The sequence below is a fragment of the Nocardia sp. NPDC057455 genome, from assembly GCF_042802775.1.
In the GTDB taxonomy this organism is placed as follows: domain Bacteria; phylum Actinomycetota; class Actinomycetes; order Mycobacteriales; family Mycobacteriaceae; genus Nocardia.
The window spans coordinates 90,525-111,317 of sequence record NZ_JBHVDM010000001.1 but is presented as its reverse complement, the minus strand read 5'-3'; the positions used below and the strand labels follow the sequence as shown (position 1 = coordinate 111,317).

Annotated in this window: 17 protein-coding genes; 13 read left to right on the top strand and 4 right to left on the bottom strand. The window is 65.1% G+C overall.

All coding sequences use genetic code 11. The features are described 5' to 3' along the window. Positions 1 to 51: 51 nt before the first annotated feature. A complete protein-coding gene (locus tag ACFU5M_RS00500) occupies positions 52 to 684 on the top strand; it encodes a TetR/AcrR family transcriptional regulator (protein WP_379041617.1) in 633 nt (210 codons plus the stop codon). Between the two features lie 129 nt (positions 685 to 813). On the opposite strand, the gene ACFU5M_RS00495 is transcribed toward ACFU5M_RS00500, so the two are convergent. Together ACFU5M_RS00495 and ACFU5M_RS00490 are read right to left on the bottom strand one after the other, a co-directional pair. Next, positions 814 to 2,064 carry a PucR family transcriptional regulator gene (locus tag ACFU5M_RS00495; protein ID WP_379041615.1) on the bottom strand — a complete coding sequence of 417 codons (1,251 nt, stop codon included), beginning with the start codon at positions 2,062 to 2,064 and terminating at the stop codon, positions 814 to 816. A 484-nt stretch (positions 2,065 to 2,548) separates the two neighbouring features. Continuing rightward, on the bottom strand, positions 2,549 to 3,253 hold the full coding sequence (locus ACFU5M_RS00490) for a TetR/AcrR family transcriptional regulator (protein ID WP_379041613.1): 705 nt from the start codon (positions 3,251 to 3,253) through the stop codon (positions 2,549 to 2,551). 133 nt (positions 3,254 to 3,386) lie between these two features. Here ACFU5M_RS00490 and ACFU5M_RS00485 point away from each other — a divergent pair, with 133 nt between their 5' ends. Next, positions 3,387 to 4,784 (top strand): ABC1 kinase family protein, encoded by a 1,398-nt coding sequence (locus tag ACFU5M_RS00485; RefSeq protein ID WP_379041883.1) that lies wholly within the window; start codon positions 3,387 to 3,389, stop codon positions 4,782 to 4,784. A 114-nt stretch (positions 4,785 to 4,898) separates the two neighbouring features. Here ACFU5M_RS00485 and ACFU5M_RS00480 read toward each other — a convergent pair whose 3' ends face one another. Further along, a complete protein-coding gene (locus tag ACFU5M_RS00480; protein WP_379041611.1) occupies positions 4,899 to 7,154 on the bottom strand; it encodes a SulP family inorganic anion transporter in 2,256 nt (751 codons plus the stop codon). Here ACFU5M_RS00480 and ACFU5M_RS00475 point away from each other — a divergent pair. The 6 genes from ACFU5M_RS00475 to ACFU5M_RS00450 all read left to right on the top strand — a co-directional run bounded on the left by ACFU5M_RS00475 (position 7,141) and on the right by ACFU5M_RS00450 (position 11,615). Then, positions 7,141 to 7,533, top strand: coding sequence for a hypothetical protein (locus ACFU5M_RS00475; RefSeq protein WP_379041609.1), 393 nt, complete (start codon positions 7,141 to 7,143; stop codon positions 7,531 to 7,533). The two genes, ACFU5M_RS00480 and ACFU5M_RS00475, sit on opposite strands and share 14 nt — an antisense overlap. A gap of 198 nt (positions 7,534 to 7,731) precedes the next feature. Then, positions 7,732 to 7,905: a hypothetical protein gene (locus tag ACFU5M_RS00470; RefSeq protein ID WP_379041607.1), complete on the top strand. Its 174-nt coding sequence runs from the start codon at positions 7,732 to 7,734 to the stop codon at positions 7,903 to 7,905. A 206-nt stretch (positions 7,906 to 8,111) separates the two neighbouring features. After that, a complete protein-coding gene (locus ACFU5M_RS00465) occupies positions 8,112 to 8,561 on the top strand; it encodes a MarR family winged helix-turn-helix transcriptional regulator (protein WP_379041605.1) in 450 nt (149 codons plus the stop codon). Between the two features lie 243 nt (positions 8,562 to 8,804). Next, positions 8,805 to 10,076, top strand: a complete 1,272-nt coding sequence (locus tag ACFU5M_RS00460) for a PucR family transcriptional regulator (protein WP_379041603.1) — start codon at positions 8,805 to 8,807, stop codon at positions 10,074 to 10,076. Positions 10,077 to 10,286: 210 nt separating this feature from the next. Beyond that, a complete protein-coding gene (locus ACFU5M_RS00455) occupies positions 10,287 to 10,562 on the top strand; it encodes a hypothetical protein (protein WP_379041601.1) in 276 nt (91 codons plus the stop codon). A gap of 318 nt (positions 10,563 to 10,880) precedes the next feature. Then, the gene (locus ACFU5M_RS00450) at positions 10,881 to 11,615 is read left to right on the top strand and encodes a hypothetical protein (protein ID WP_379041599.1); all 735 of its coding nucleotides are present in this window, start codon (positions 10,881 to 10,883) and stop codon (positions 11,613 to 11,615) included. Positions 11,616 to 11,785: 170 nt separating this feature from the next. On the opposite strand, the gene ACFU5M_RS00445 is transcribed toward ACFU5M_RS00450, so the two are convergent. Next, on the bottom strand, positions 11,786 to 12,712 hold the full coding sequence (locus tag ACFU5M_RS00445; RefSeq protein WP_379041597.1) for a zinc-binding alcohol dehydrogenase family protein: 927 nt from the start codon (positions 12,710 to 12,712) through the stop codon (positions 11,786 to 11,788). 80 nt (positions 12,713 to 12,792) lie between these two features. On the opposite strand from ACFU5M_RS00445, the gene ACFU5M_RS00440 reads away from it, so the two are divergent. From ACFU5M_RS00440 to ACFU5M_RS00420, 5 genes are all read left to right on the top strand, one after another. Beyond that, entirely contained in the window at positions 12,793 to 13,245 is a 453-nt protein-coding gene (locus ACFU5M_RS00440; RefSeq protein ID WP_379041594.1) for a MarR family winged helix-turn-helix transcriptional regulator, read from the top strand. Positions 13,246 to 13,602: 357 nt separating this feature from the next. Continuing rightward, entirely contained in the window at positions 13,603 to 14,694 is a 1,092-nt protein-coding gene (locus ACFU5M_RS00435) for a hypothetical protein (protein ID WP_379041592.1), read from the top strand. Continuing rightward, complete coding sequence (locus tag ACFU5M_RS00430) at positions 14,688 to 17,828, top strand: TIR domain-containing protein (protein ID WP_379041590.1); 3,141 nt, start codon at positions 14,688 to 14,690, stop codon at positions 17,826 to 17,828. Before ACFU5M_RS00435 ends, ACFU5M_RS00430 begins: the two co-directional genes overlap by 7 nt. A gap of 2 nt (positions 17,829 to 17,830) precedes the next feature. Next, positions 17,831 to 20,647, top strand: a complete 2,817-nt coding sequence (locus tag ACFU5M_RS00425) for a toll/interleukin-1 receptor domain-containing protein (protein ID WP_379041587.1) — start codon at positions 17,831 to 17,833, stop codon at positions 20,645 to 20,647. Then, positions 20,629 to 20,772, top strand: a complete 144-nt coding sequence (locus ACFU5M_RS00420; RefSeq protein ID WP_379041585.1) for a hypothetical protein — start codon at positions 20,629 to 20,631, stop codon at positions 20,770 to 20,772. Before ACFU5M_RS00425 ends, ACFU5M_RS00420 begins: the two co-directional genes overlap by 19 nt. The last annotated feature ends 21 nt before the right edge of the window (positions 20,773 to 20,793 follow it).

Here is a 20,793-nt window from a genome sequence, read left to right as displayed (position 1 = left end):
CGTCAGTCGCACAACACCCGGCCTCCCGGGTCGGCAGACAGGAGCGAGTACGTGACCCCGCCGAAGAAGGCGACTCGTCGTCCGACGCAGGAACGGGCGAAGGCGACCAGGGCGCACATCCTCGATACCGCCGCACGCCTGTTCGGAGAACACGGCATCGCCAACACCTCGACCAACCGGATCGCTGCCGAGGCCGGGGTGAGTGTCAATACCGTCTACCGTCACTTCAGCGACCGCGCGGTCATGGTGGAAGAATTGCTGGAGAAGCTGCTGGAGAATATCGAACAGCACCTCATTCGCAGCGTGTCCGATTCCGCCGGCAGAACAGTTCTGGAGCTGTCGGTCACCATTCTCGAGGCCATCACCGACGAACTGGTGGCCAACGCTGCACTGGTGCGGGCGCTGGCGGGAGGGCTGGCGTACTACGACAGCGGTCTCCCGGGATTCGAACCACGCCTGCGCGCGCTGCTGAAAGTCTTGCTGATCCAGGTGCTCGGCCCCTGCACTGAGAATGCTCACGACGCAATAGCGTTCGTTCTGATCAACATCGGTTTCGCGGCGGCAGTCCGCGCCGCGCTACTCGACGCCGACACCGGCGAGCGCCAGGAAGTCATCGTCATGACCGCCCGCCTCATCGCGACAGCGGCCCAAGCCGAAATCGAGGCATCGACAATTCTCGGATGACCGACACACGCGCTCAGTCACCGGGGCACGCCCGAGACATGGATCGCCGGTTGAAGTCCCACATCGGATGAGCATCCGGCTGGAGCTGGGCTGACGGCGTGTCGAAAGGCCGGAATTCGCAATGGCAGTTCACACGGTGTCGACTTGGGTATCGGGGTTGCTGCGCTTACTGAACGTGCGGGCGATGAGCGCCGAACGCAGCTGCCACACACCCGACGTGGTGGTGGGATCGAGTCCGGTGAGCTGGCTGATGCGCTTGAGCCGATAGTCGACGGTGTTGGTGTGGATTTGCAGCGAGCGGGCAGTGCGTTGGCGATTGAGGTTGTTGCTGATATAGCTCCGCATGGTTTGGAGCAGCTCGGGGTGATGATCGAGGGGGTCCAGCAACGCCCCTAGAGTTTCACGACCCGGACCCGGCCGGGTCAGCTGGTATTCCAGCGCCATATCGGCGAAACGGTACAGAGCGGGGGCACACTGCAGCCGCCGCACCATGTCGAGCACTTCGTGAGCGCGGTCGGCCGCACCGGGCACTCCGGTAACCGACGTGGTGACAACGACTGCTGTCACGGGTACGCGCGCGGCAGCCGACAGCTGGGCGAGCAGTTCGTCGAGGCGCTCGTCGCTCAGCGTCGCAGTCGGGATCAGGATCGTCCCACCGTCCACACTGAGCAGCGCGAGTGCGTTATCGCCGCAGCGGGTGGCGAGTTCGGCCTGCAGGCGGCGCAGTTTGCGACGAGCGACGACCTTGCCGTCGAGCATCGGATGCCGCTCGTCCGGGTGTTTTTGAATATCTAATGCCAGAACCGAATACTCGTCGGCGATGCCGATTCCGTATTCGCGGGCCTTCGTCGCGGTGGCGTATCCCCCCAGCAGCGCGGAGGTCAGCGTGTGGACGGCGGTGTGGTGCTCACTGACTGCCGCCTTGTGCTCACGGACATAGGCTCGGGCGACGGTCGCGCTCATGAGGTCGAGCATTTCCACCACCAGTTTCACACCGTCTACCAGAATGGCGTAGTCCTTCACCGTCACGTTCGAGAAGATGAGATCCATACCGAGCTTCAATCCTTCATGGATGGAATGCAGGATCGTATCGATCGGTACGCCCTCCCTGGCCCAATCGGCCGCCGCTTCGGCCAGCCGGCCGGTCTTCGCCGGAATATTCTGCCTGTCCAGCATGCTGACAGACAGCTCGAGACAGACCCGGGTGACGGCGGTGACGTCGCCGGTGACGACGTCACCGGGCAGCATGGCGCAGGTCATCACATCGTCGGTAGAGGGCCCGACCAGCGGTCGAGACATGCCCCGGACGTCCTTTGTGGGTAATGGCATCGGTTTGCCCGAGACGGTCAATCCATCCCGAAGTGCCCCGTCGGCTGTCATCGTCGACTCCCTTCCGCCCGGTTGCTGCGGTTCTACCGGCCGATGGTGCAGTCGGCAGCCGCACGCGGCGGCCCAACTCCTACGGCAACCGCATTCGACCTGCGGCCCTTCATCGGTCGTGGTGCAACGATAAGATGATCCCGAACTCACCTTCCACTCTTCTTTGCCCACCCCCTCGATGTCGATGAATCACGGCGGTGACATGCGGCGGAAGACTGTTTGTCACAGCGTTCGAAGAAATCCTTCGGTGAATACGCGAGACGGTTGCTCACTTTTTGCGGAAACGCTCACAAGCCGAGCGAGCAGCGAACGTCGGCCGGGAGTCGCGCAATCCTTCCGCCACCAGATCCGGCAGCGATGCCGGTAGCCGTAGGCCGATCAGGATGGAATGCCCGATTCGCGCGAACCAGATCGTCCGTCTGATCGCAGAAGATCGAGCGGGCGTCAGTGACAGGACGCGCTGAAACCGTCCCAGCCGCGAGGCTCAACGTAGTGACGGCAGGTGAGCAGCTCGTACTTCGGCCTCGAGCCATGCGCCGATCATCTGCGCGGTCATCGCGATGGCCTCGCGGCGTTCATGGTCGTCGACCTCTCGGGCCGTTGTGCGCAGCACCGCCGTTGAGCCGATATTGATCAGAACGTACGCCATCACGTCATACCTTTGATCGTCTCCCGGACCGAGGAGCTGGATCAACAGCACTTTGACCAGCGGACGCAGACGCGGTTCGAACTCGGAAATGCCGCTGCCATGGGATTGAACACCGTCGACCAGCGCGCGCACCAAATACGCGTTGGCGACCAATTCTTCGGTGAAAGGCTCCAGCATCTCGGTGAACACCCTCGGGACCGAGGGGAGCAGTTGGGTGATCGGGCGCTGCGACAAGTCGGACACCCACTGTGTGAAGCGCCGCTCCGCGTTCTCGAGGAGGCGCTCGAGCAACTCGTCGACGATGGCGGTCCGATCTGGGAAGTACCGATAGACCGTGCCAATGCTCAACCCGGCCTCCGCCGCGACCCGGTTCGTCGAGGTTTCAGCGATTCCACGCTCACCGAACAACCGCGCCGCGGTGTCGAGTATGTGCTCCCTCGTTTCCTTCGCGCGCTGCTGGGTCGGGCGACGGCGCTGTCGAGCGGCTTTCTGCGACATCACACTTCCCTGCCTTATGGTCAGAACCTGAGCTTTGCTCACTTCATCTTCAGCTGTCGAATCCCACTGCTGCTTGTTGTAAGTTGTCAGACCGACGAGCTGATGCCGAGGTTGCGGGCACGGTCGACATCAGCGGCGCGCGGTATCGGTCATGGGTCGGCCCACGGAGGTGTTGATGGCGGCCGGTCAGCTGCCCAGAGGTCGACTGACGCGGGGCGGTCGGCTGGGCCGACTGGTCGCGGGGCAGGCTGTGCGTGGAGTCGGGACTCGGTTGTCTATGATCGGTCGGCCTGACGAAGCCCGGCAGATACTCGCCGAGCGGTCCGCTCTGCAAGCCGCGCAGCAAATGGTCACGGTGCTCGGCGGCATGAAGGGTGCGGCGATGAAGCTGGGCCAGATGCTGTCGGTTCTCGATGTCGACCTCGTCCCCGAATCGCACCGTGAACTGTTTCGGGTGAAGCTGGCCGAACTTCGAGATCGCGCACCGGAGGTTCCGTTCAGGGCGATGCGGAAGGTCATCGAGGGTGATCTCGGGCCGATGTCGCGCGTGTTCGCCGATTTCGAGGAGACGCCGGTGGCCGCGGCTTCGATCGGACAGGTGTATCGGGCGAGGTTGCATGACGGGCGCATGGTCGCGGTGAAGGTGAAATACCCCGGTGTGGACGAGGCCGTCCAAGCGGACATGCGCAACTTGCAGCTGTTCGCCAAGCTGTGGAGATCCGTGCTGCCGAGCGCGGCCGACGCCGCCGTGCTGGACGAGATCGCACGCAACATCGGTGGTGAACTCGACTACCTGCGCGAAGCGCGGACTCAGCATGCAGTCGCCTCGCGCTTCCACGAACATCCCTTCATCACCGTCCCCGATAGCGTTGAAGAACACTGCACGCACCACGTTCTCGTGACAGAGTTCGTCGAAGGGAAGCCCTTTCAGGAGATTCAGGCTCTGCCCGAAGCCGACCGAGATCGGATCGGTGAGCTGATCTACCGCTTCTACATCAGTCCGCTGTTCTCCGACTACGAGTTCTGCGGTGACCCGCATCCCGGCAACATCCTTCTGGACGAAGACGGTCGCGTCGCCTTCGTGGACTTCGGGCTCTACTACCGCATGAATCCTGCGGACGCCGAGTTCGAGCGCGCGTCCCTGCTCGCCGCCGGGGAACACCGGGCCGGGGATCTGTACCAGGCGTGGGTCGGACGCGGCATCATCGACCCGGACGCGAGCGTCACACCGCAGGAATGCCTGGAATACGTGTGGGCCGCTTCGGGTTGGCATCTGCTCGACGAGGAGATCACGCTCACCCCCGAACTCGCCACCGCGGCAGTGGTGCTCGCCGTCGACCCGAGGGCGGATGAATTCCGGGGAATGCGACATCAGCTCCTTCCTCCTGAGCACGTGTTCTCCAGGCGGGCGGAGTTGTTCACCTTCGCTGCACTCGGTCAGCTCGAGACGACCAACAATTGGCATCGACTGGCCCGTGAATGGCTCTACGGCGAACCTCCGGCAACCGACATCGGGCGGGCGACAGCACGGTGGCGAACCGGGCGACTGCCGGGCCCACCTTCTCACCGCTGACCAGGTCATCGCCGCGCTGCGGGGAAGCTGATCCGCCTCTCGGGTCATCTTCGCCGATGTTCCTGGCGGGCAGGGCCACGCACTGGTGGTGCGCCATAACGGCGGGGCATGAATTCATCCGACAGACCGGCGACCTCGCACCCGACCGGTCACGGTGACCGGTTCGGCGACCTGGTCGGTGAATTCGCTGATGCCGTCGGTGGTGACCTCGAGCACACAGGCGGTGGAGATGTCGAAGAACAGGCCCGATACCGTCAGACCGCGGGCGGTGGCGGCCTGACGGATCACCGGGTGGCGTTGCAGGATCTCGAGCTGCACGGCGACATTGACCATGCTCAGCTGGGCGGTTTCGTCGTAACCTGCGGCCGCCGCAACGGCCCGCACCGGGTGCCCGGCACGATAGGCATCCAGGCTCGGGCGGGCGTGGGCGAGCCAAGTGTCCAGTCCCGGTCCGGCGGAGGTGCCTGCCAGCAGGGCCTTCATGGCACCGCAGGAGGAATGGCCGCACACCACCACGTTGTGCACCTTCAGGTTTTCCACCGCGAAGGACAGGGACGCCTCGATCGAGGCGTCCGATCCGTCTGCGGGGTGCAGGTTGCCGACGTTGCGGACGGTGAACAGATCACCGGGGCCGCTGTTGGTGATCACATTGGGCACGATGCGCGAGTCGGCACAGGTGAGAAACAGCGAGTGCGGATCCTGCCGTTCGCGCAACTGGTCCAGATGCGGCCGCATCACGTGGGCGTGGCTGCGATGGTAGGCGACCACGCCGGCTGCGACCGCGTCGCCGTTGCGCTCGCGCCATGGGCCGAGCACCTCGTCGAGCGCGTCGCGCGACCGGCCACGCCGCGGCGGTCCGGTCAAGACGTGTTCCATGCGCGCGGCGCCGATCTCGACGAATTCCACGTTCCCACCGGCACTTTCGTGCTGGTGAGCCCAATCGTGGATGGCCTCGTAGCCGGCGTGGTCGAGGAAGTCGACGGTCAGCTCGACACGTACGTCGGTACCGGTCGGCACGGTGGCCAGCTCCTTGGTCAGCTTCGGCAGCGCCAAGAACGTGCACGTGCCGTCGACGCTGACGATCCAGCGGTCGGTGCCCACCACCGGTGTGGCCTGTACCGACACCTTCACCACTCGCCACAGCAGCATCGCGAACGCGATGGCCAGGCCGATCAGCACGCCCTCGAGCAGGTTCAGAAGCACCACGCTGACCATGGTCACCACATAGACCGCCAGGTCGCCGGTGCGATGGGCGAGCTGGATGTGGGCCAGTTTCACCAGTTGAATACCCACCACGATGAGCAGCCCGGCCAGCGCCGATTTCGGGACCTGCTGCACGACGCCGACGAGCGCCACGGAGAACACGAGAATCCAGATGCCGTGCAGAATCGTCGAAGCCCGGGTCCGCGCACCGGCGGCCACGTTGGTGGAGCTGCGCACGATCACGCCTGTGACCGGTAGGCCGCCGAGCATGCCGGAGGTCATGTTGGCCGCGCCTTGGGCCAGCAGCTCGCGGTCGAAGTTGGTGCGCCTGCCAGTGTGCAGTTTGTCGACGGCCACCGCCGACAGGAGGCTCTCCACGCTGGCGATCAGGGCGACGGTCAACACCGACGCCACCACCCCGCCCCAGTTGCCGCTGGGCAGGGCCGGCAGGCCGATGGCGCTGAACAGCGAGCTGTCGATCTCGATCCGGTCCGGATTGCCAGGCAGCACCAGGGACAGCACCGTACCCACCAGCACCGCGACCAGCGGGCCGGGGATCAGGCGAACCTTCTCGGGCACCCAGCGCCAGGCGACGATGAGGCCGATGACGATCAGGCCGATGACGAAGTCGTCACCGCGCGGGTTCAGCAGCTGACCGGGTAGTTCGGTGATGTTCTCGATAGCCGAGCTACGCGATGCCCCGCCCAGCAACACGTGCACCTGCTGCAGCGCGATGGTGACACCGATACCGGCGAGCATGGCATGCACGACGACCGGCGCTATCGCCAGCGCGGCGCGCGCGATCCGGCTCAATCCGAACACGATCTGCAACAGGCCGGCCGCTACGGAGATGAAACAGGTCGTCCCCCAACCGAACTGGTGGATGATCTCGGCGACGACCACAGTGAGGCCCGCAGCCGGTCCGCTGACCTGCATCGGGCTTCCACCGAGGAAGCCGACGGCGATGCCACCCACCGCGGCCGCGATCAGGCCGGCGGCGATAGGGGCGTCGGAGGCGATGGCAATGCCCAGCGACAACGGCAGGGCGACGAGGAACACCACGATCGAGGCGGGCAAATCATGGCGGGAGATCGACGAAAGCCGTTCGGACCAGGGGCTCTCAGGTGCGGCGTCTGCTCGAGGCGTCGTATCGGTGTCGCTGGACATATTTCTCCTTCACCAGGCCTATGGGCCGGTCCGGTCGGTCGAACATTTTGCTCGCCAGGCATCGAAAGCAGCTGCGGGACGACGGATTCCCGACATCGGATCAGGCAGCCTCAGGCATGAGATGTTTTCCGAGATCAAAGTACTGGCGATAGCGACGCGAAAAGCGATCGAAACGGATGTTTGTGACCGACGCTATTTCGAACCACAGCGTCTTCCTCGGCGTCACAACGCGCCACCGGCGCAAAGCTGGTCTCAGGAAATTTGCATGAGTTTTCATTCGACGGTGGGCGCGGCGACCAGTGCGGGTGCCGAAGTGAGGCAGCAGCTCTCCTGGCCGACCTCGCGATTCGATGTCAGCGACGAGTGCCACAATCAATGAACACAGTTATCGTGTACATTCGGGTCACAGTTAGTGCGAATGCCGCTGAATCCTGTGAAGATCTACGACGGATTCGGAAAGAGTTGATCTAGAAATCCAAATTCTCGAAAACAATGTCCAACGGCCTCCGAGTTCGTGATCTGATCGTTCCGTCCCGGACCCGGGAAAATCCACCTGAACACGACTGAGGATGACTGTATGAACTCGAGAATTATCCGCCCGCTCGCCGTCGTCGCATTCGCGCTGTCCGCCACCGCCCTCGGCGTCGGCACGGCCTCGGCAGATGCCTCCGCGGCCACCGCGGTCGCAGGCTCGGTGGAAGTGTGCGTCCCCATCCCGGTCGGCCCCATCGAGCTCAGCTTCTGCCTGTGACCGGCTAGCCCCGTTGCACGCGGCGGTGGCGACATGGTTCTTGGTGAGCACGACTGCGCGTATCCCAGTTCGACCTCGTCACCGCCGCGATCAGGGCTGCCTGTGGCAGGCCATCCGCCCGCGACGACGGCCGAGTATCCGTCAGCGACGGCGCCGAGGCCGGACGCCACCCATGGATCGTTCCCGATCAGGTGAGGAGCAGTTGCATGTCAGCCGTTGATATCGCGGACGCCACAGCACTGGCCGCCACGGCGGCGCGCCTACGTATTGCATTGACAGTCATTTTGCGCCGTACCCGGACGTACCCGAATAAGTGTCGATTGTCCGCGACGCAGTGGGCGGTATTGGGACGCTTGCACCGATGCGGAGCCATGGCCGCTGTCGATCTGGCACGGCTGGAGATGTTGCGCCCGCAGACAATGCGCAATGTCGTCGACGGGTTACGAGATAAGGGGCTGATCGTGGGCGCCCGCGACCCGATCGACGGACGCCGCGTGAACTTGATCCTCACCGACGACGGCCTGGCCTGGGTACGCGGACAGCAGGGGTCACCGAGCAACACTCTCGCGCCGGTTTTGTCGGAGAGCTTGTCGTCCGGTGAACTGAGCAAGGTGGGCGAAGCGCTGGATCTGCTGGAGAGAATCGCTTACGGTTGATCTACCCGTGCCGTGTACCCGCCTCGGCGAGCGCTCGGTCGATAGCGTATGCCGCATTACTCACCGGCCTTTCGGCACATCAGGGCGAGGCTCCAGCCGACCGCCATTGTGAACTATCACTATCGCTTGCCGACCACTTCTGCCGAAATATCACGATCCTCGGAGTGAACCGTTCCCACGGTTCCTGTTCTGGTTACGCTGGAGCAATATCGCAGCTAACGGGGGCTGGAAGGAAGTTCGACGATGTCCGTCACCTCTGCCCGCCGGCAAGGACTCACCGTATCCGGCCGGCCTATATCGTCGCCGTTGAAAGACGTGCGGGCATTGTCACGGCAGATGGTTGGGCATTTTGTCGAGACCGTCGCCCCCTGCGGCACGTTGCCCGGTGACGCGATCCACGGCGACATCACCGTCATTACCCGCGTGTGCCTGGAGCTGGCAGTCAGCATTCTGGACGGCAGCAACGTTCCGGAGAAAACCGAGCGACTCGAGGACGCCGCGACTCAATGGGCTCGCGAAGGCGTACCCATCGATACCATTCACCACGCCATCCATGAGGGCTTCAAGATCGGCTTCGACCTGGTGGTCTCCACCGCCTTGGCGCAGCAGCGTGCATCCGGCTCGACCGACACCGAGCCGATGCTCGCCCTCAGCATGGCCGATTACCAAAGCATTCTCGACGGCGCCAAACTGGTCGTCGAAATGCTCGACACCATGACCATGGCGGTCTCGATGGCCTATGTGCGAGAACTGCGCGCGGTCGTGTCGGAGCACCACACCGCGGTGCACACACTCACCTCGGCGCTGCTCGGGGGGCACCCCACCTCCACCATGGCCCGCGAATGCGGCATCGAAATCTCCGACCGCTATCGCGTGATAGCCCTCGCCATTCCATCGCACCCGGACGAATCCAACCCGATTCTGGACGCGCAAGTCGTCGCCCGCCGCAAACTCCGGCGCGTGCAGGCGGAGCTGGCCACCCGCTGCGACGACACCGTGCTGTCACTGTTGTCGATCGACGGCGGCACCCTGCTCATCCCCGCCGATCACATCACCGAGGGCGCCCTCGAGGAACTGATCAGGCACCTGTCGCAGGCGGCCCGCGTGCCCATCACCGCCGCGGTGGTCACCGCCCCCACCGACATCGTGCCCACCGCTGCCGATCAAGCCCATCAACTACTCGACATGGTCACCCGGCTGCGGTCGGTGCCAGGCCTGTATCACTTCGACGATCTGGCTCTGGAATACCAGCTCACCCGCCCCGGCCCCGCCCGCGACTGCGTCGGGTCGCTGCTCGACCCACTGGACGAGCATCCGGAACTTCTGGAGACCCTGCAGGTCCATATCGCGCACAACCTGAATCGCCAGCGCACTGCGCGGCTCCTGCACGTACACACCAACACCGTGGACTACCGGCTCAAGCGGATCGGTCAGCTCACAGGGTTCGATCCCACCCAGGCAAGCGGGCTGTGGCACCTGCGTTCGGCATTGGTTGCCCGCACTTACCGTGAGTAAGCAGGTGGAAGCGAGCTGGTGCTAAATACTCCAATCGATCAGCGTCCGCCGTTCCCGCGCCCCACGGCACGGCGGCGCCCCCAAAGTGGCTTCGATCGTAGATTTTCACCCCACCGGGTACATCCATGAGCTGAAGTCGGTACAGATTTTGTGTTTCTCACCGTCGACACCGGTAACGGTGGAAAACACTGTGGAAAAAGAGTTGACAAGGTGAAAGACAGCATGGAAGAGATGCGACTGACCGAAGCCGGCGGATTGCGCGCGACATGGCGGCTGTTTCATGACCACCTGATCTCCATCGTCGCCGTCCACGACGCATCCGGCGCCACGCCGATCGTATCCTTCGGCCCCGACGACTTTCCGGATCTCGCACAAGCACGAGAACTCCTCCCGGAACTGAACAAATTGTGGGATGCGGTGCGCCACGACTTCTGGACGAAAATCATCCCGCCGCGACCAGAGCATCAACAATGGCGATGGATGTGATCTCGAAGCCGCGCCCACTGCTGCGTACGCGTCGGGCTGGTCAACCAATGATCGCCGCCATGTGGGTCGAAACGACACTGGAACGGTTCGCAGGGTCCGCCCCCGAGTGACTCGAGAAGCCGGCAGCACCTTGTCGTATTCGTGGTCGGCGGCGAGATAATCGAGCAGGTCGTGAACCCTCGCGCAGGATCCAGTGCTCGAGTTGCCGTCGGCGCCGGTCATATCGCATGGTGATGCGGTGGTCGGCGATACTGCGTGTACACACGATGCTGGAGCGGCTGCCGAAGCTCACATCGAACACGACGCAGGAGAGCGACATTGGCGAAGCTACACCGGCCCGGGCGTCCTGACGATCTGCCGGATGCGCGACTGCTGTGGGCTCGGTGGGCCGCCGTCGCGGTCGCTACCTATGATCGCGACGAAGAGCGTGAGCCGCAGCAGCATCGTTCGGGGTACTGGATCGACGACGACGGCCTGCACTGGGACGACTGTGGTTGTACCTGGTGGGTGCTGAAGTGGTTCGGCGACGGCCGTGCGGTGCTCGTCGGAGAGGACGAATCGAGCCGGGTCAAGGGGTACGAGCCCGCCATCGACCTGCTGGCCGGAGCGCCGGAATGGTTACCGCGGCACTACCTGCAGGACCTGATCGATGATTACATGGTCGGCTGCGTCTACTGGTTCGACGAGGAGGCCTGGCACCGTGCGCCCTACCCCGACGATCTGGCCGACGACGGACTCGACTGTGGCATCTCGGCTTTGACGACACGAGCGGGCGCCGTCGGCGAGATCGCCGACCGGCTCGAGTTCGACGCCACCGACACCGGTATGCCGGAGCTGTGTGAACAACTCCTCGACGACGCCGAGCGTGGCGCTCTCACCGAGACCGCGCTTCGATCCTTTGCCGAGACGATGGTGCGGTTGAAGGCACAGCATTACCCGGAGGTCGATCTCCAACCGCGCACCGACAACGACCTCGCCGCCATGTTCGTACTCGCCGCGCGTGCCGGTCTCGATACGGCCGCCTGGACCGGCACGCTCGGCATCCCTAGTTGAACCGGATGGCCCTTGCCCGGCGAGGGCGGCGCACAGATGCCCGAAACCCGCTGTCCGACTGTGACATCACGAAGACGGCGAAGAACCCTGACCTCGCACGACGCACCTCCGAAAGATCATCCTGACATCGGCATGGGCGCCCATTCGGTCGACACGTCGAGTCAGTTGTATCAGGGCACATAGACGATGCGGTCCCCCGTCTCCGCGCTCCAGGTCTCGGCGATCCGGGCGAGCGGTACGGGGCATGCCCGCACGTCGAGCGCGCCGGTGTGCACCGCGACGGCGAGTTCCGGTAACTCCGCGAGGAAGTCGCGGGAGGAGACCGAACCGATCCCACTACCGCAGATCTGTAGCCGGGATGCGCGCAGCAGCGAGGACTGGACGGGAATCGTCTGGCCGGCGACGGATCCGATCTGGATCCAGTCCAGCGGGGCGCGGCGGTCGCGGCGGGCGGTGATCATCGCGGTCATCGCACGGGCGGAGGGTTCTCCCCACACGTAGTCGAGGACCACGTCGACGTCGGCGGCGCGGTCGGCCTGCTCGAACGTCACTGCCTCGTCCGCGCCGAGGTCGTGCAGCGCGGCGAGCCGGGAAGCGTTGCGTCCGGCGGCGATCACCTGTGTGGCACCGAATTGCTTGGCTATCTGCACCGCCATGCGTCCAGCGCTACCGGTGGCGCCTAGGACGAGGACGCGTTGACCCTCTTGGAACGCGATGCGGCGGCGCAGGGCGACCCAGGACGACATCGCCGGGTTCATCGCGGCGGCGATACGCACCGGGTCGACGTCGCCCGGTAGTACCACGCTGCGCCGGGGATCGATCACCGTCTGTTCGGCGAACGTGCCCAGGTCGCCGACGTCCAGAGCCGCGTACCTGAGGTTTCCGTGCTGGTCGCGCACGACGCCGTCGACGCCGGGAACGAACGGGAGCCTGCCGGCGCTGCTGTAGTGCGTGCCGTTCGCCCGAGCCCTGACCAGGTGGTGCAAACCGGCCGCGAGAACGTCCACGACCATCTCGTTCTCCCCCTTGGCCACGGGAGTGGGGTACTCGCTGTATCGGGGTGGAGCGTCGAAGCTGGTGACGACGGCTGCGTGCATGGCAACTCCTCAGTTTGTTTGTATTACCAACTAAACCGAGTTTGGTTGGTAATACAAACTATGTCAAGTACGATCGCGTCATGAAACCTGACGATGCGCTGGAGGACGCCCTCGTTCGGACGTCCTTCCGGATGATGGCCGTGCTCACCCGCATCGGGTCGGAGCACGACCTGTCCCTCACGCAGCTGCGGCTACTCGGCCTTCTGCGTGACCGCCGCCCGCGGATGACCGATCTGGCGGCGTTTCTGGGGCTGGACAAGTCCACGATGTCCGGTCTCGTCGAGCGGGCCGAGCGCCGAGGTCTCGTGGCACGAGGCAAATCGCCGGAGGATCGCCGGGTGGTCGACGTGTTCATCACCCCGGCGGGCAGCGAACTCGCCGAACGGGTGCAAGAAGAGATTCGCGTGGCCCTGGCCCCCTACACGGACCGGCTGTCGGCCGACCAACGCCACGCACTCACGCAGCTGCTCGACTTCGCTTCCGGTAGACCGACAGAGAACCGCGGGAAAGGAGGGCCGACGAACGCGTTGTGAGTCCGCCGAGCATCGGATATCCAAGGGTGCGCTTTCCCTCGGACGCACCGAGAGGGCGACGAGGCCACCCGCTCGACCGACCACCGAGTGCCGTTGCGGTACCACCTCGTCGAGGGCGAATCTATTCTCGTACCATCCGGGACATATCCCGGACAGACTGGAAGCGGGTCCGAAACAGGTACCGGGTCTTGTTCAGCCCCGATGACGCAACTCATCGGTGCTGCAATGTCTTTCGTGCCATCATTCGGTGATCGAGTCGCGGCGTCATCGGCCGCGATCACTTCGACATCGATGGGGGCGGAAGTGCGTTCTTTTTCTCGTGTTTCGCTGCGGCCGCTGTTCGCGATACTCGTCACGGTGGCGGTGCTACCCGCCTGCGGCAGCGACCGGAACTCCGGCACGGCGACCAGCGCAGGCCGGGGTTTCGCAATCCTGAACACCGATTCCGGTCTCGCCGTCACCGATGGCACCGGCGCTCGGGAATTGACGTCTTTCGCTCCCAAAGACGGGAACTGGAACGGCGCAGCTGTCGCCTGGCTCGATCGCGGCACTGCGATCGTGGTGTCCGGCAACATGATCGGCATCGTCGACGCGACGGGTACGCGCCGTACCGCACCCTGTATGGACTGCCGTGGCGTCGCGCTCGCGGGCGACATCGCGATCACCGCGCGCGCGAACTACCGGGCCGGGGACGGCTTCGACCTGGTCGAATTCGATGGCAGCCTCGGCGAAATCCGTTCCACACCGTCGACTCGACTGAACGAACGCTGGCTCGGCATCCGTACCGACGAGGACTCGCGGCCGCCGGACGTGCTGGCGGCGACGGACGAGCACATCTATCTGTCCTACGTCTCGCGGCTCGGCGGCGCGCGCCGGGGACCGGAGGTCGTCGCGCGGTATTCCCGCACCGGGCAGTTGCTGAGTTACCTGATGATCGACGGAAGAACCTTCGACGCCGAGATTTCGCCCGACCGGCGCTATCTGGCGCTCACCGCGGGCGGATCCGGCGGAGCCTGTCACACCATCGCCCATCTTCGCGTGGTCGATCTCGCGGAGATGCGCGAGCTGGAGACCTACCCCGATCGCCCCCTGGCCCGCATGACGTCCTCGGGCACTTTGTCCGATCCGTGGTTCTACATCGACAGTCTGCGCTGGATCGACGGCAAGGTCGTGGTCACCGGCCAGGTGCACGCACCGCCGCGCGACGAGACGTGCGATCCGGCACCGCAGTCATGGATCCGTACTTACGACGTCCAGACCCAGACATTCACCGACGCACTCGCGCAGTCCGACCGCGCGGCGCAGGTGATCGGCCCGACGTGCGACGACACGATCGGCTACACGGGTGTCGACGACAAGCGGTCGGTTGTCGCGGTCTCCGGTGGCGCCCGTAGAGAGTTCCCCAAGTCCGCGGTTCTGGCCGCCACCTCAGGGAGCCTGTCGTGCTGAACGAAACACCCACGCCGACGAACGAGACGCCGACTCGCTTCGACGCGTTCATCTCCTATCGAGCGCAGACCTCGAGCAAGGCCGCGCACCAGTTGCAGCGCGCGCTCGTCGCCTTGTCGAAACGGCACCGTCCCGACGGCGATCTCATCTCCCTGTTCTTGGATACCCAGTCCCTCATCGCCGGCAAGCTCAGCGGGGAGATCAAGGACGCGCTGGAGAATTCCCGCTCCCTGATCGTCCTACTCGGTCCGGACACCTACAAGTCTCCGTGGGTGGATCTCGAGATCCGGCACTGGTTGGACAACGGTGGTGACGTGTCCCGCCTGTTCCTGGTGCGGCACGACCCGTCGGTGGATTTGAAGTGGGATGACGATCGCAACGACTTCGCCGAACCGCGATTCCTGCCGTCGGCGCTCTCGAAGCGGTTCCCCGAGGAGCAGAAATGGCTCGAATTGCGGAGTTCTCCGATCGGAACCGACGAGACCGCACTGGTCGGCTTGTACGCGCCGATTGCGGGGATACGCCCCGAGGACCTCTTGCTCGCCGAGGCGAACTTCCAGCAGCGCCGCCAGCGACAGACGAGGGCGATTGTGTCGGCGCTGAGCATTCTGCTGGTGATGGCGCTTGTCGCGGCCACCCTGGCGTTCTCCAATTGGCGAAGCTCCGAGAGCAATCGTGCGCGCGCGGACCGAGAGGCCGTGCAGGCCAGGGCAGAAGCGAACGCGGCGCAGGCGCTGCTCGCCGCCGGGGACTCCGCAGCACGCGGCATCCGGCTGGGTGTCGAAGCCGCGCAACTGTCGTCGAGCACCAGCGTCCGCGCCGCATTGCTCGCCGTCGCGGACTCCAGTGCCGTACTGCAGCACGCGTTCGAGTTCCCGCGTGCGGACGCCGGTTATCCCGGCACGGGTGTCGCTTTCTCACACGACAGTTCGCACCTTTTCGCCTGGGGGCATGCTCCGGACGGCGACGATTCGTATCTGGTCCAGTGGGACCTGGAGACCGGGCGGCAGCTGTTCGCGACGCGGCTCCGCGTACCGAAGCTCAGTGCGATCGCCTCGGTCGGGTCCCGCTGGGCCGCGGGCTGTAGCGACGCGGGTCCATTGATCATCTCGTTGGTCACCCGGGAGGTCCGCAGGCTGGACACCGCTTGGCCGCGTTCTTGGTCGTGCGCACTGCACACGTTCGCCGGGGGGCTCGTCGTGACCACCCAGGAGAAAGGTGGACCGCAGGGCATTTCGTATTTCGCCGACAATGCCGGCGAGACGACCGAACTGGCAGGCATGTCGAGCGCCGCCGTACGGCACGAAGCTCCGGCGGCCGTCGTCGCCGGTGCGGGCGGCATCGCCGTAGTGCGCGCCGACGGTGTGCATCGGCTCGGCGATCAGCCGGTGCGCACGGTCGATGTGCTGGACAACTCGGGCGGTTTCGCCGTCCGCGCAGACGATCGGCGCTGGCTCTTCGGGCGCCCGGACCAGGACGGATACGCGCTCACCGAAGTGACCGCGACTCCGGAAGCCGTCGACTCCGCACCCAGGCTGACTCTGAACGGACTCACCGGTGAACTCGCCGAGGTAGCCGCGGACGGCACGGTCTCCATGCCCGGCACCCCCGGATCGGTCCGTATCGAGAATCGGGCGCGCGAAGAGCGGTTCTTCCACGCGACACGGATCCGGCCTATCAGAAACGGTTTCGTCGTCATATTCCGGGATGGCGCCTCGGTTGTCTGGCCGCCCGGCGAATTGGCGTACCCGTCGCTGGTCAACCATATGCCTCGCGACACCTGGCGTGTGCTGCCCTCGGGGTGGGGCCAGAGCGCGGGCCGAGCCGGGGAAGACGCCGTCCTCGGCGCCTGCGCGAACGGTGAACAGGTGTATCTCACCGGAGGCACCCGATCCACGGCCGTCTGGGCCGTCGACGCCAACCGCCTCGCACGCAAATTCAACGGCTTCGCCACCTCGGGTCCGGACTGCGGTGTCGTCTCCGTCGACGAGGGGCTCCGATTCTCCTCCGCCCGCGGCGACGGCTCAGCCGGAAAGACCGTGCTGCGAAAAAGTTCGGCTTACGACGGGCTGGCGCTGAGCACCGACGAGTCGAAGATCGCGATTGTTCAGGCCGAGTTGCCGATCGAAGTGCTCTCGAGTCAGGGCGCCGCCAACCAACCCTGGGGGATGCGGCAGATGCCCCTGCCGGAGACGACGACCGCGCTGGGCGCGCTCCGGGTGATCAAGGGATACGACCATGTGCGAATAGTGCAGCCCAACGGCAAGGTACGGAGCTGGCGCGACGAGAAGATGGGCGATGTACTCGCCGTGCACCCCGCGGGGAAGGAGATTCTGGCCGATTTCCTCGGGCCGGAAACCCGTGCCATCCTGGTCACCGAGACCGGAAAGACTGGCGACGCCGACAACTTCTGCGCCGTGCGGCCTGCGAAGTACGTCCCCGCTCCGGGTTTCCAGACATCCAAGAAGTCGGCCCAACAGGCGCTGCTGGTAGCCGCGGGGCCACGTGGCACGATCGACTGCCACAGCGGAAAACTCGTAGACGCGATCCCGCCCGACCGAGTCGTCGACTACGGCATCGACGGCGACCGCGGCCGGATCCTCTGGCGCGACGACGCAGGACGGCTGCAGATCACCGAATGGGACGGCGATTCCTCCGACGTCCGCACCACGCCCGCGCCCGCGGAGATCAGCAGACCGGGCGCGCGTGTCTCGGTGTCGGACTCGCTGATCGCGGGAATCGCCGAAGGCGAGGGGCTGCTGCGCGTCTACCGGTCCGCCTCCGGCGGCTGGCAACAGCAAACGACGATTCCCGTGACGGTGCAACGTATCGTCGGCCTCGCCCTGGCCGATCACGGCACCCTCGCGGTCGTGGTGGCCGAGGATTCGACATTCGAGATCTTCGACATCGCGACCGGCCGCCGCCTCATGACCAGTCGCCAATCGTTCGACACCACCATGCATCCGCAACGTATCGCGCTGTACGAATCGGATGGCTTCATCACCATCCTGCTGTATGAAAAGGACAAGCCGACTTCGCGCAGCGCCGTCGAGATCCCGATCACGGTTCCGCTGCTGATCGACCAGCTGTGTACCGCGTATACGGCACCTGCCTGCTCCGGTGCTGGAGGGTGAGGATGAACTCCGACATAGACGTCTTCCTGTCCTATGCGCGCAAGGCGGACGAGGACATCGCTCCCGCCCTGCAGCAAGGCCTCGCACGCCTGGCCAAACCATGGAACCGGCCCCGTGCTCTGCGGGTCTTCCGCGACCGTACCGACCTCTCCGCCGCGCACGATCTGACCGCCGAGATCGAGGATGCGCTGCGCCGCTCCCGGTACTTCGTGCTGCTGGCTTCTCCGCAGGCCGCGCAGTCGCAGTGGGTCGGCAAGGAGATCGAGTACTGGAAGGAACACAAGTCCCCCGAAACGTTGCTGATCGCGCTCACGCACGGCGAAATCGTTTGGCGTGACGATGATTTCGATTGGACCGAGACAACGTCCCTGCCTCGATCGCTGAGCGGGTACTTCGATGCCGAACCGATCTGGGAGGACTTCCGGTTCGCCACCGACGCGGACCGCCGATCGCTGCGCCACGCCGGATTCCGTAGTGCGGTGGCGTCACTGGCCGCCCGGCCACGCGGTGTCCCGAAAGAACAGCTCGACAGCGCCGATGTGCGACTCCATCGTGCTGCGGTACGGCTTCGCCGGGCCGCCGTTTCCGGACTGGCGGTGCTGCTGGTACTGGCCCTCGTCGCCGGCGCGGGATTTCTCGTGCAGCGCAACGACGCACGGCAGCAACGTGATGTCGCACAAGAGCAGAATCGGATCGCCTCGGCGCGTCTGATGTCCGCGCGCGCCGACAATCTCATGGCGACCGATGTGCGCGGTGCGCTGCTGCTCGCGGTTGCGGGCTACCGTACCGACCCGAGTTCGCAAGCGCTGTCCACGCTGCTGCGGGCCAATCTGGCGGCTCCCGCGCTGCGCGGTTACTTGAAAGCCGACGCGGCGGTGACGGGTGTGGAGACCAGCCGCGACGGACGGACCGTTCTGGCCAAGCTCGCCGACAACCGGGTGGTGCGGTGGACGGAAGGCGAACAAACACTGTCCACCCTCGCGACCCTGGACGGCCCCGCCCGATCCATTTCCATGAACGCCGACGCCACCGTCATCGCGATGACCGACCGGAGCCGCGTAACACTGTGGCGCAGCGGTACCGGCACCGTCACGCTGGAACTTCCCGATGGGTCTGCCGCCGGTGCTATTACCACCGCGTCGGTATCGCCGTCCGGAAAAACCGTCGTGGCAGCCCTGAGCAGCGGTGACTGCGCGGTCTTCGATGCGAGCACGGCCGCCCTCCGGACGATCCATCACGCGCCATCCGACTTCGGCCAGACGATCGCTACCTCGGACGATGAGATCTTCCGCTATGACAGCACATACGGGAAAGGCGAACGCAGGAACCTTCACGATTGGTCGGTGACCGCCGCATTCCGGCTCTCCTTCGGAAACCATGAACTCGGCAGTGATCCGACGGGCGATGCGGCTTATCTCGGCGCGACCAACGGCAATCCCTCCATTCCGGTATGGCCTACCTCCGCCGACCGGCCCGACGGCGACTCCGGTCTCACGGTCGAGGTGCCGCGGTTGTACCGGGCATCGCCGACCGTCCTCAGCGAGGACGGCACAACCATGGCGGTGGCGCAGGACGGGGACATCTACATCGCACCGGTCGCGCCGCGCGGCACGCCGCGGCCGGATCCGGTCGTCCTCAGTGGCGGCGGGACGATCTCGTCCACCGGCCTGCTGCGGTTTCTCGGCCCCGAGAAGCGGGGATTGGTCTCGGCCTACGACGACCTGATCGCGATCTGGAATCTCGATCAAATCGATCGGCTCGCGCGAAGCGCCTCCCTGCCGATCACCGATTCCTGCGGCGGCTGTGCCGCGCCGAGCATCTCCGTCGCCCCCAACGCCGAAACCGCGGTGATCGGTGGCGCGGACCTTCTTCGCGGCACCTCGACAGTCTCGGGCACCCTCGTGGAGCCGCTGCGCGACATCGAGGGACCCCGCCATGCGGTGATGAACCTGGAGGGCATTCCGGTCTGGAGCAGCCCCACCGAAGCGTTGCTCATCAGCACCGACGATCCGCAAGCTTGGTCGACTCTGCCGGAGCACCTGGAGATCGTTCAGATCGCCGAGCACCCGGCGACGGCCAGGATCAGAAGCGATGGAAAGACCGTGGCCACCGTCGACGGCTACGGGCGATTGCATGTGTACGAGATCGCCACCGGCAAGCCTCTTCCCGGCCGCGACAGCGCCGAACCACCATTCGACCGGAACGCGAGAATAGGCCAGTCGGCTATCGACGTCGACGGTCGGCTCGCGGCCGTGCTGGTGGGAAATCACGGCGTGGTCGTCTTGGACGTCGAGTCCGGCCGTCGCGTCGGCGAGGTGCGGGGAGACGATATCGCCACCATTGCCTACGCCGGGTCTCGGCTGTTGATCGAACGCGCCAACGGAAGTCTGGAGATCTGGAAGCCGGATGCGTCGGAGATGCAGGCGGCCACCGCGGCCGATCGGGGCTATCCGCTCAATCCGTATTCGAGCAGGCTCAGCGGTGCTGACGACGGCTCGCTCATCGCACGAGTCAGAAAGGACGGTTCGATTGTCCTCGCCGACGCCGCGAGCGGCATCACACTCGCACATATCCCAGCTGTGAACCCCGGCGAGATCGGCAAAACCGGTGTCGGGCTCTCCCCCGACGGCGGCTACCTGGTGACCGTCACGGAAGGTGCACACGAGAAAGCCGGGAAGCTGGTCGAGCGTGCGATCGATCCCACCGCGTTGATTCGCACGGCCTGCGATGCCGCCGCCGGCGACCTTTCCCCCGACGAATGGAAGCGAATCATCGGAATTCCTCGCCCCGCTTCGGCCGGATGCCCGGCAGCAAGTTGATACTGCAACAGTGTGGAATCCCGGCGCCGGACATCGGCTTGGCCATCGTCCCCACAGGCATCGACGCGGTGGCATTCCAGCCGACGAACGACGATCTGATCGTCACCGGAGGCCCGGCGGCGTGACCATCCGACCGTGCGGGTAGT

Coding starts and splice junctions, on each gene's coding strand:
- ACFU5M_RS00495 (WP_379041615.1), bottom strand. CDS start 2,064: ATGACAGCCGACGGGGCACTTCGGGATGGATTGACCGTCTCGGGCAAA.
- ACFU5M_RS00485 (WP_379041883.1), top strand. CDS start 3,387: ATGGCGGCCGGTCAGCTGCCCAGAGGTCGACTGACGCGGGGCGGTCGG.
- ACFU5M_RS00480 (WP_379041611.1), bottom strand. CDS start 7,154: ATGTCCAGCGACACCGATACGACGCCTCGAGCAGACGCCGCACCTGAG.
- ACFU5M_RS00470 (WP_379041607.1), top strand. CDS start 7,732: ATGAACTCGAGAATTATCCGCCCGCTCGCCGTCGTCGCATTCGCGCTG.
- ACFU5M_RS00465 (WP_379041605.1), top strand. CDS start 8,112: ATGTCAGCCGTTGATATCGCGGACGCCACAGCACTGGCCGCCACGGCG.
- ACFU5M_RS00460 (WP_379041603.1), top strand. CDS start 8,805: ATGTCCGTCACCTCTGCCCGCCGGCAAGGACTCACCGTATCCGGCCGG.
- ACFU5M_RS00445 (WP_379041597.1), bottom strand. CDS start 12,712: ATGCACGCAGCCGTCGTCACCAGCTTCGACGCTCCACCCCGATACAGC.
- ACFU5M_RS00440 (WP_379041594.1), top strand. CDS start 12,793: ATGAAACCTGACGATGCGCTGGAGGACGCCCTCGTTCGGACGTCCTTC.
- ACFU5M_RS00425 (WP_379041587.1), top strand. CDS start 17,831: ATGAACTCCGACATAGACGTCTTCCTGTCCTATGCGCGCAAGGCGGAC.
- ACFU5M_RS00420 (WP_379041585.1), top strand. CDS start 20,629: ATGCCCGGCAGCAAGTTGATACTGCAACAGTGTGGAATCCCGGCGCCG.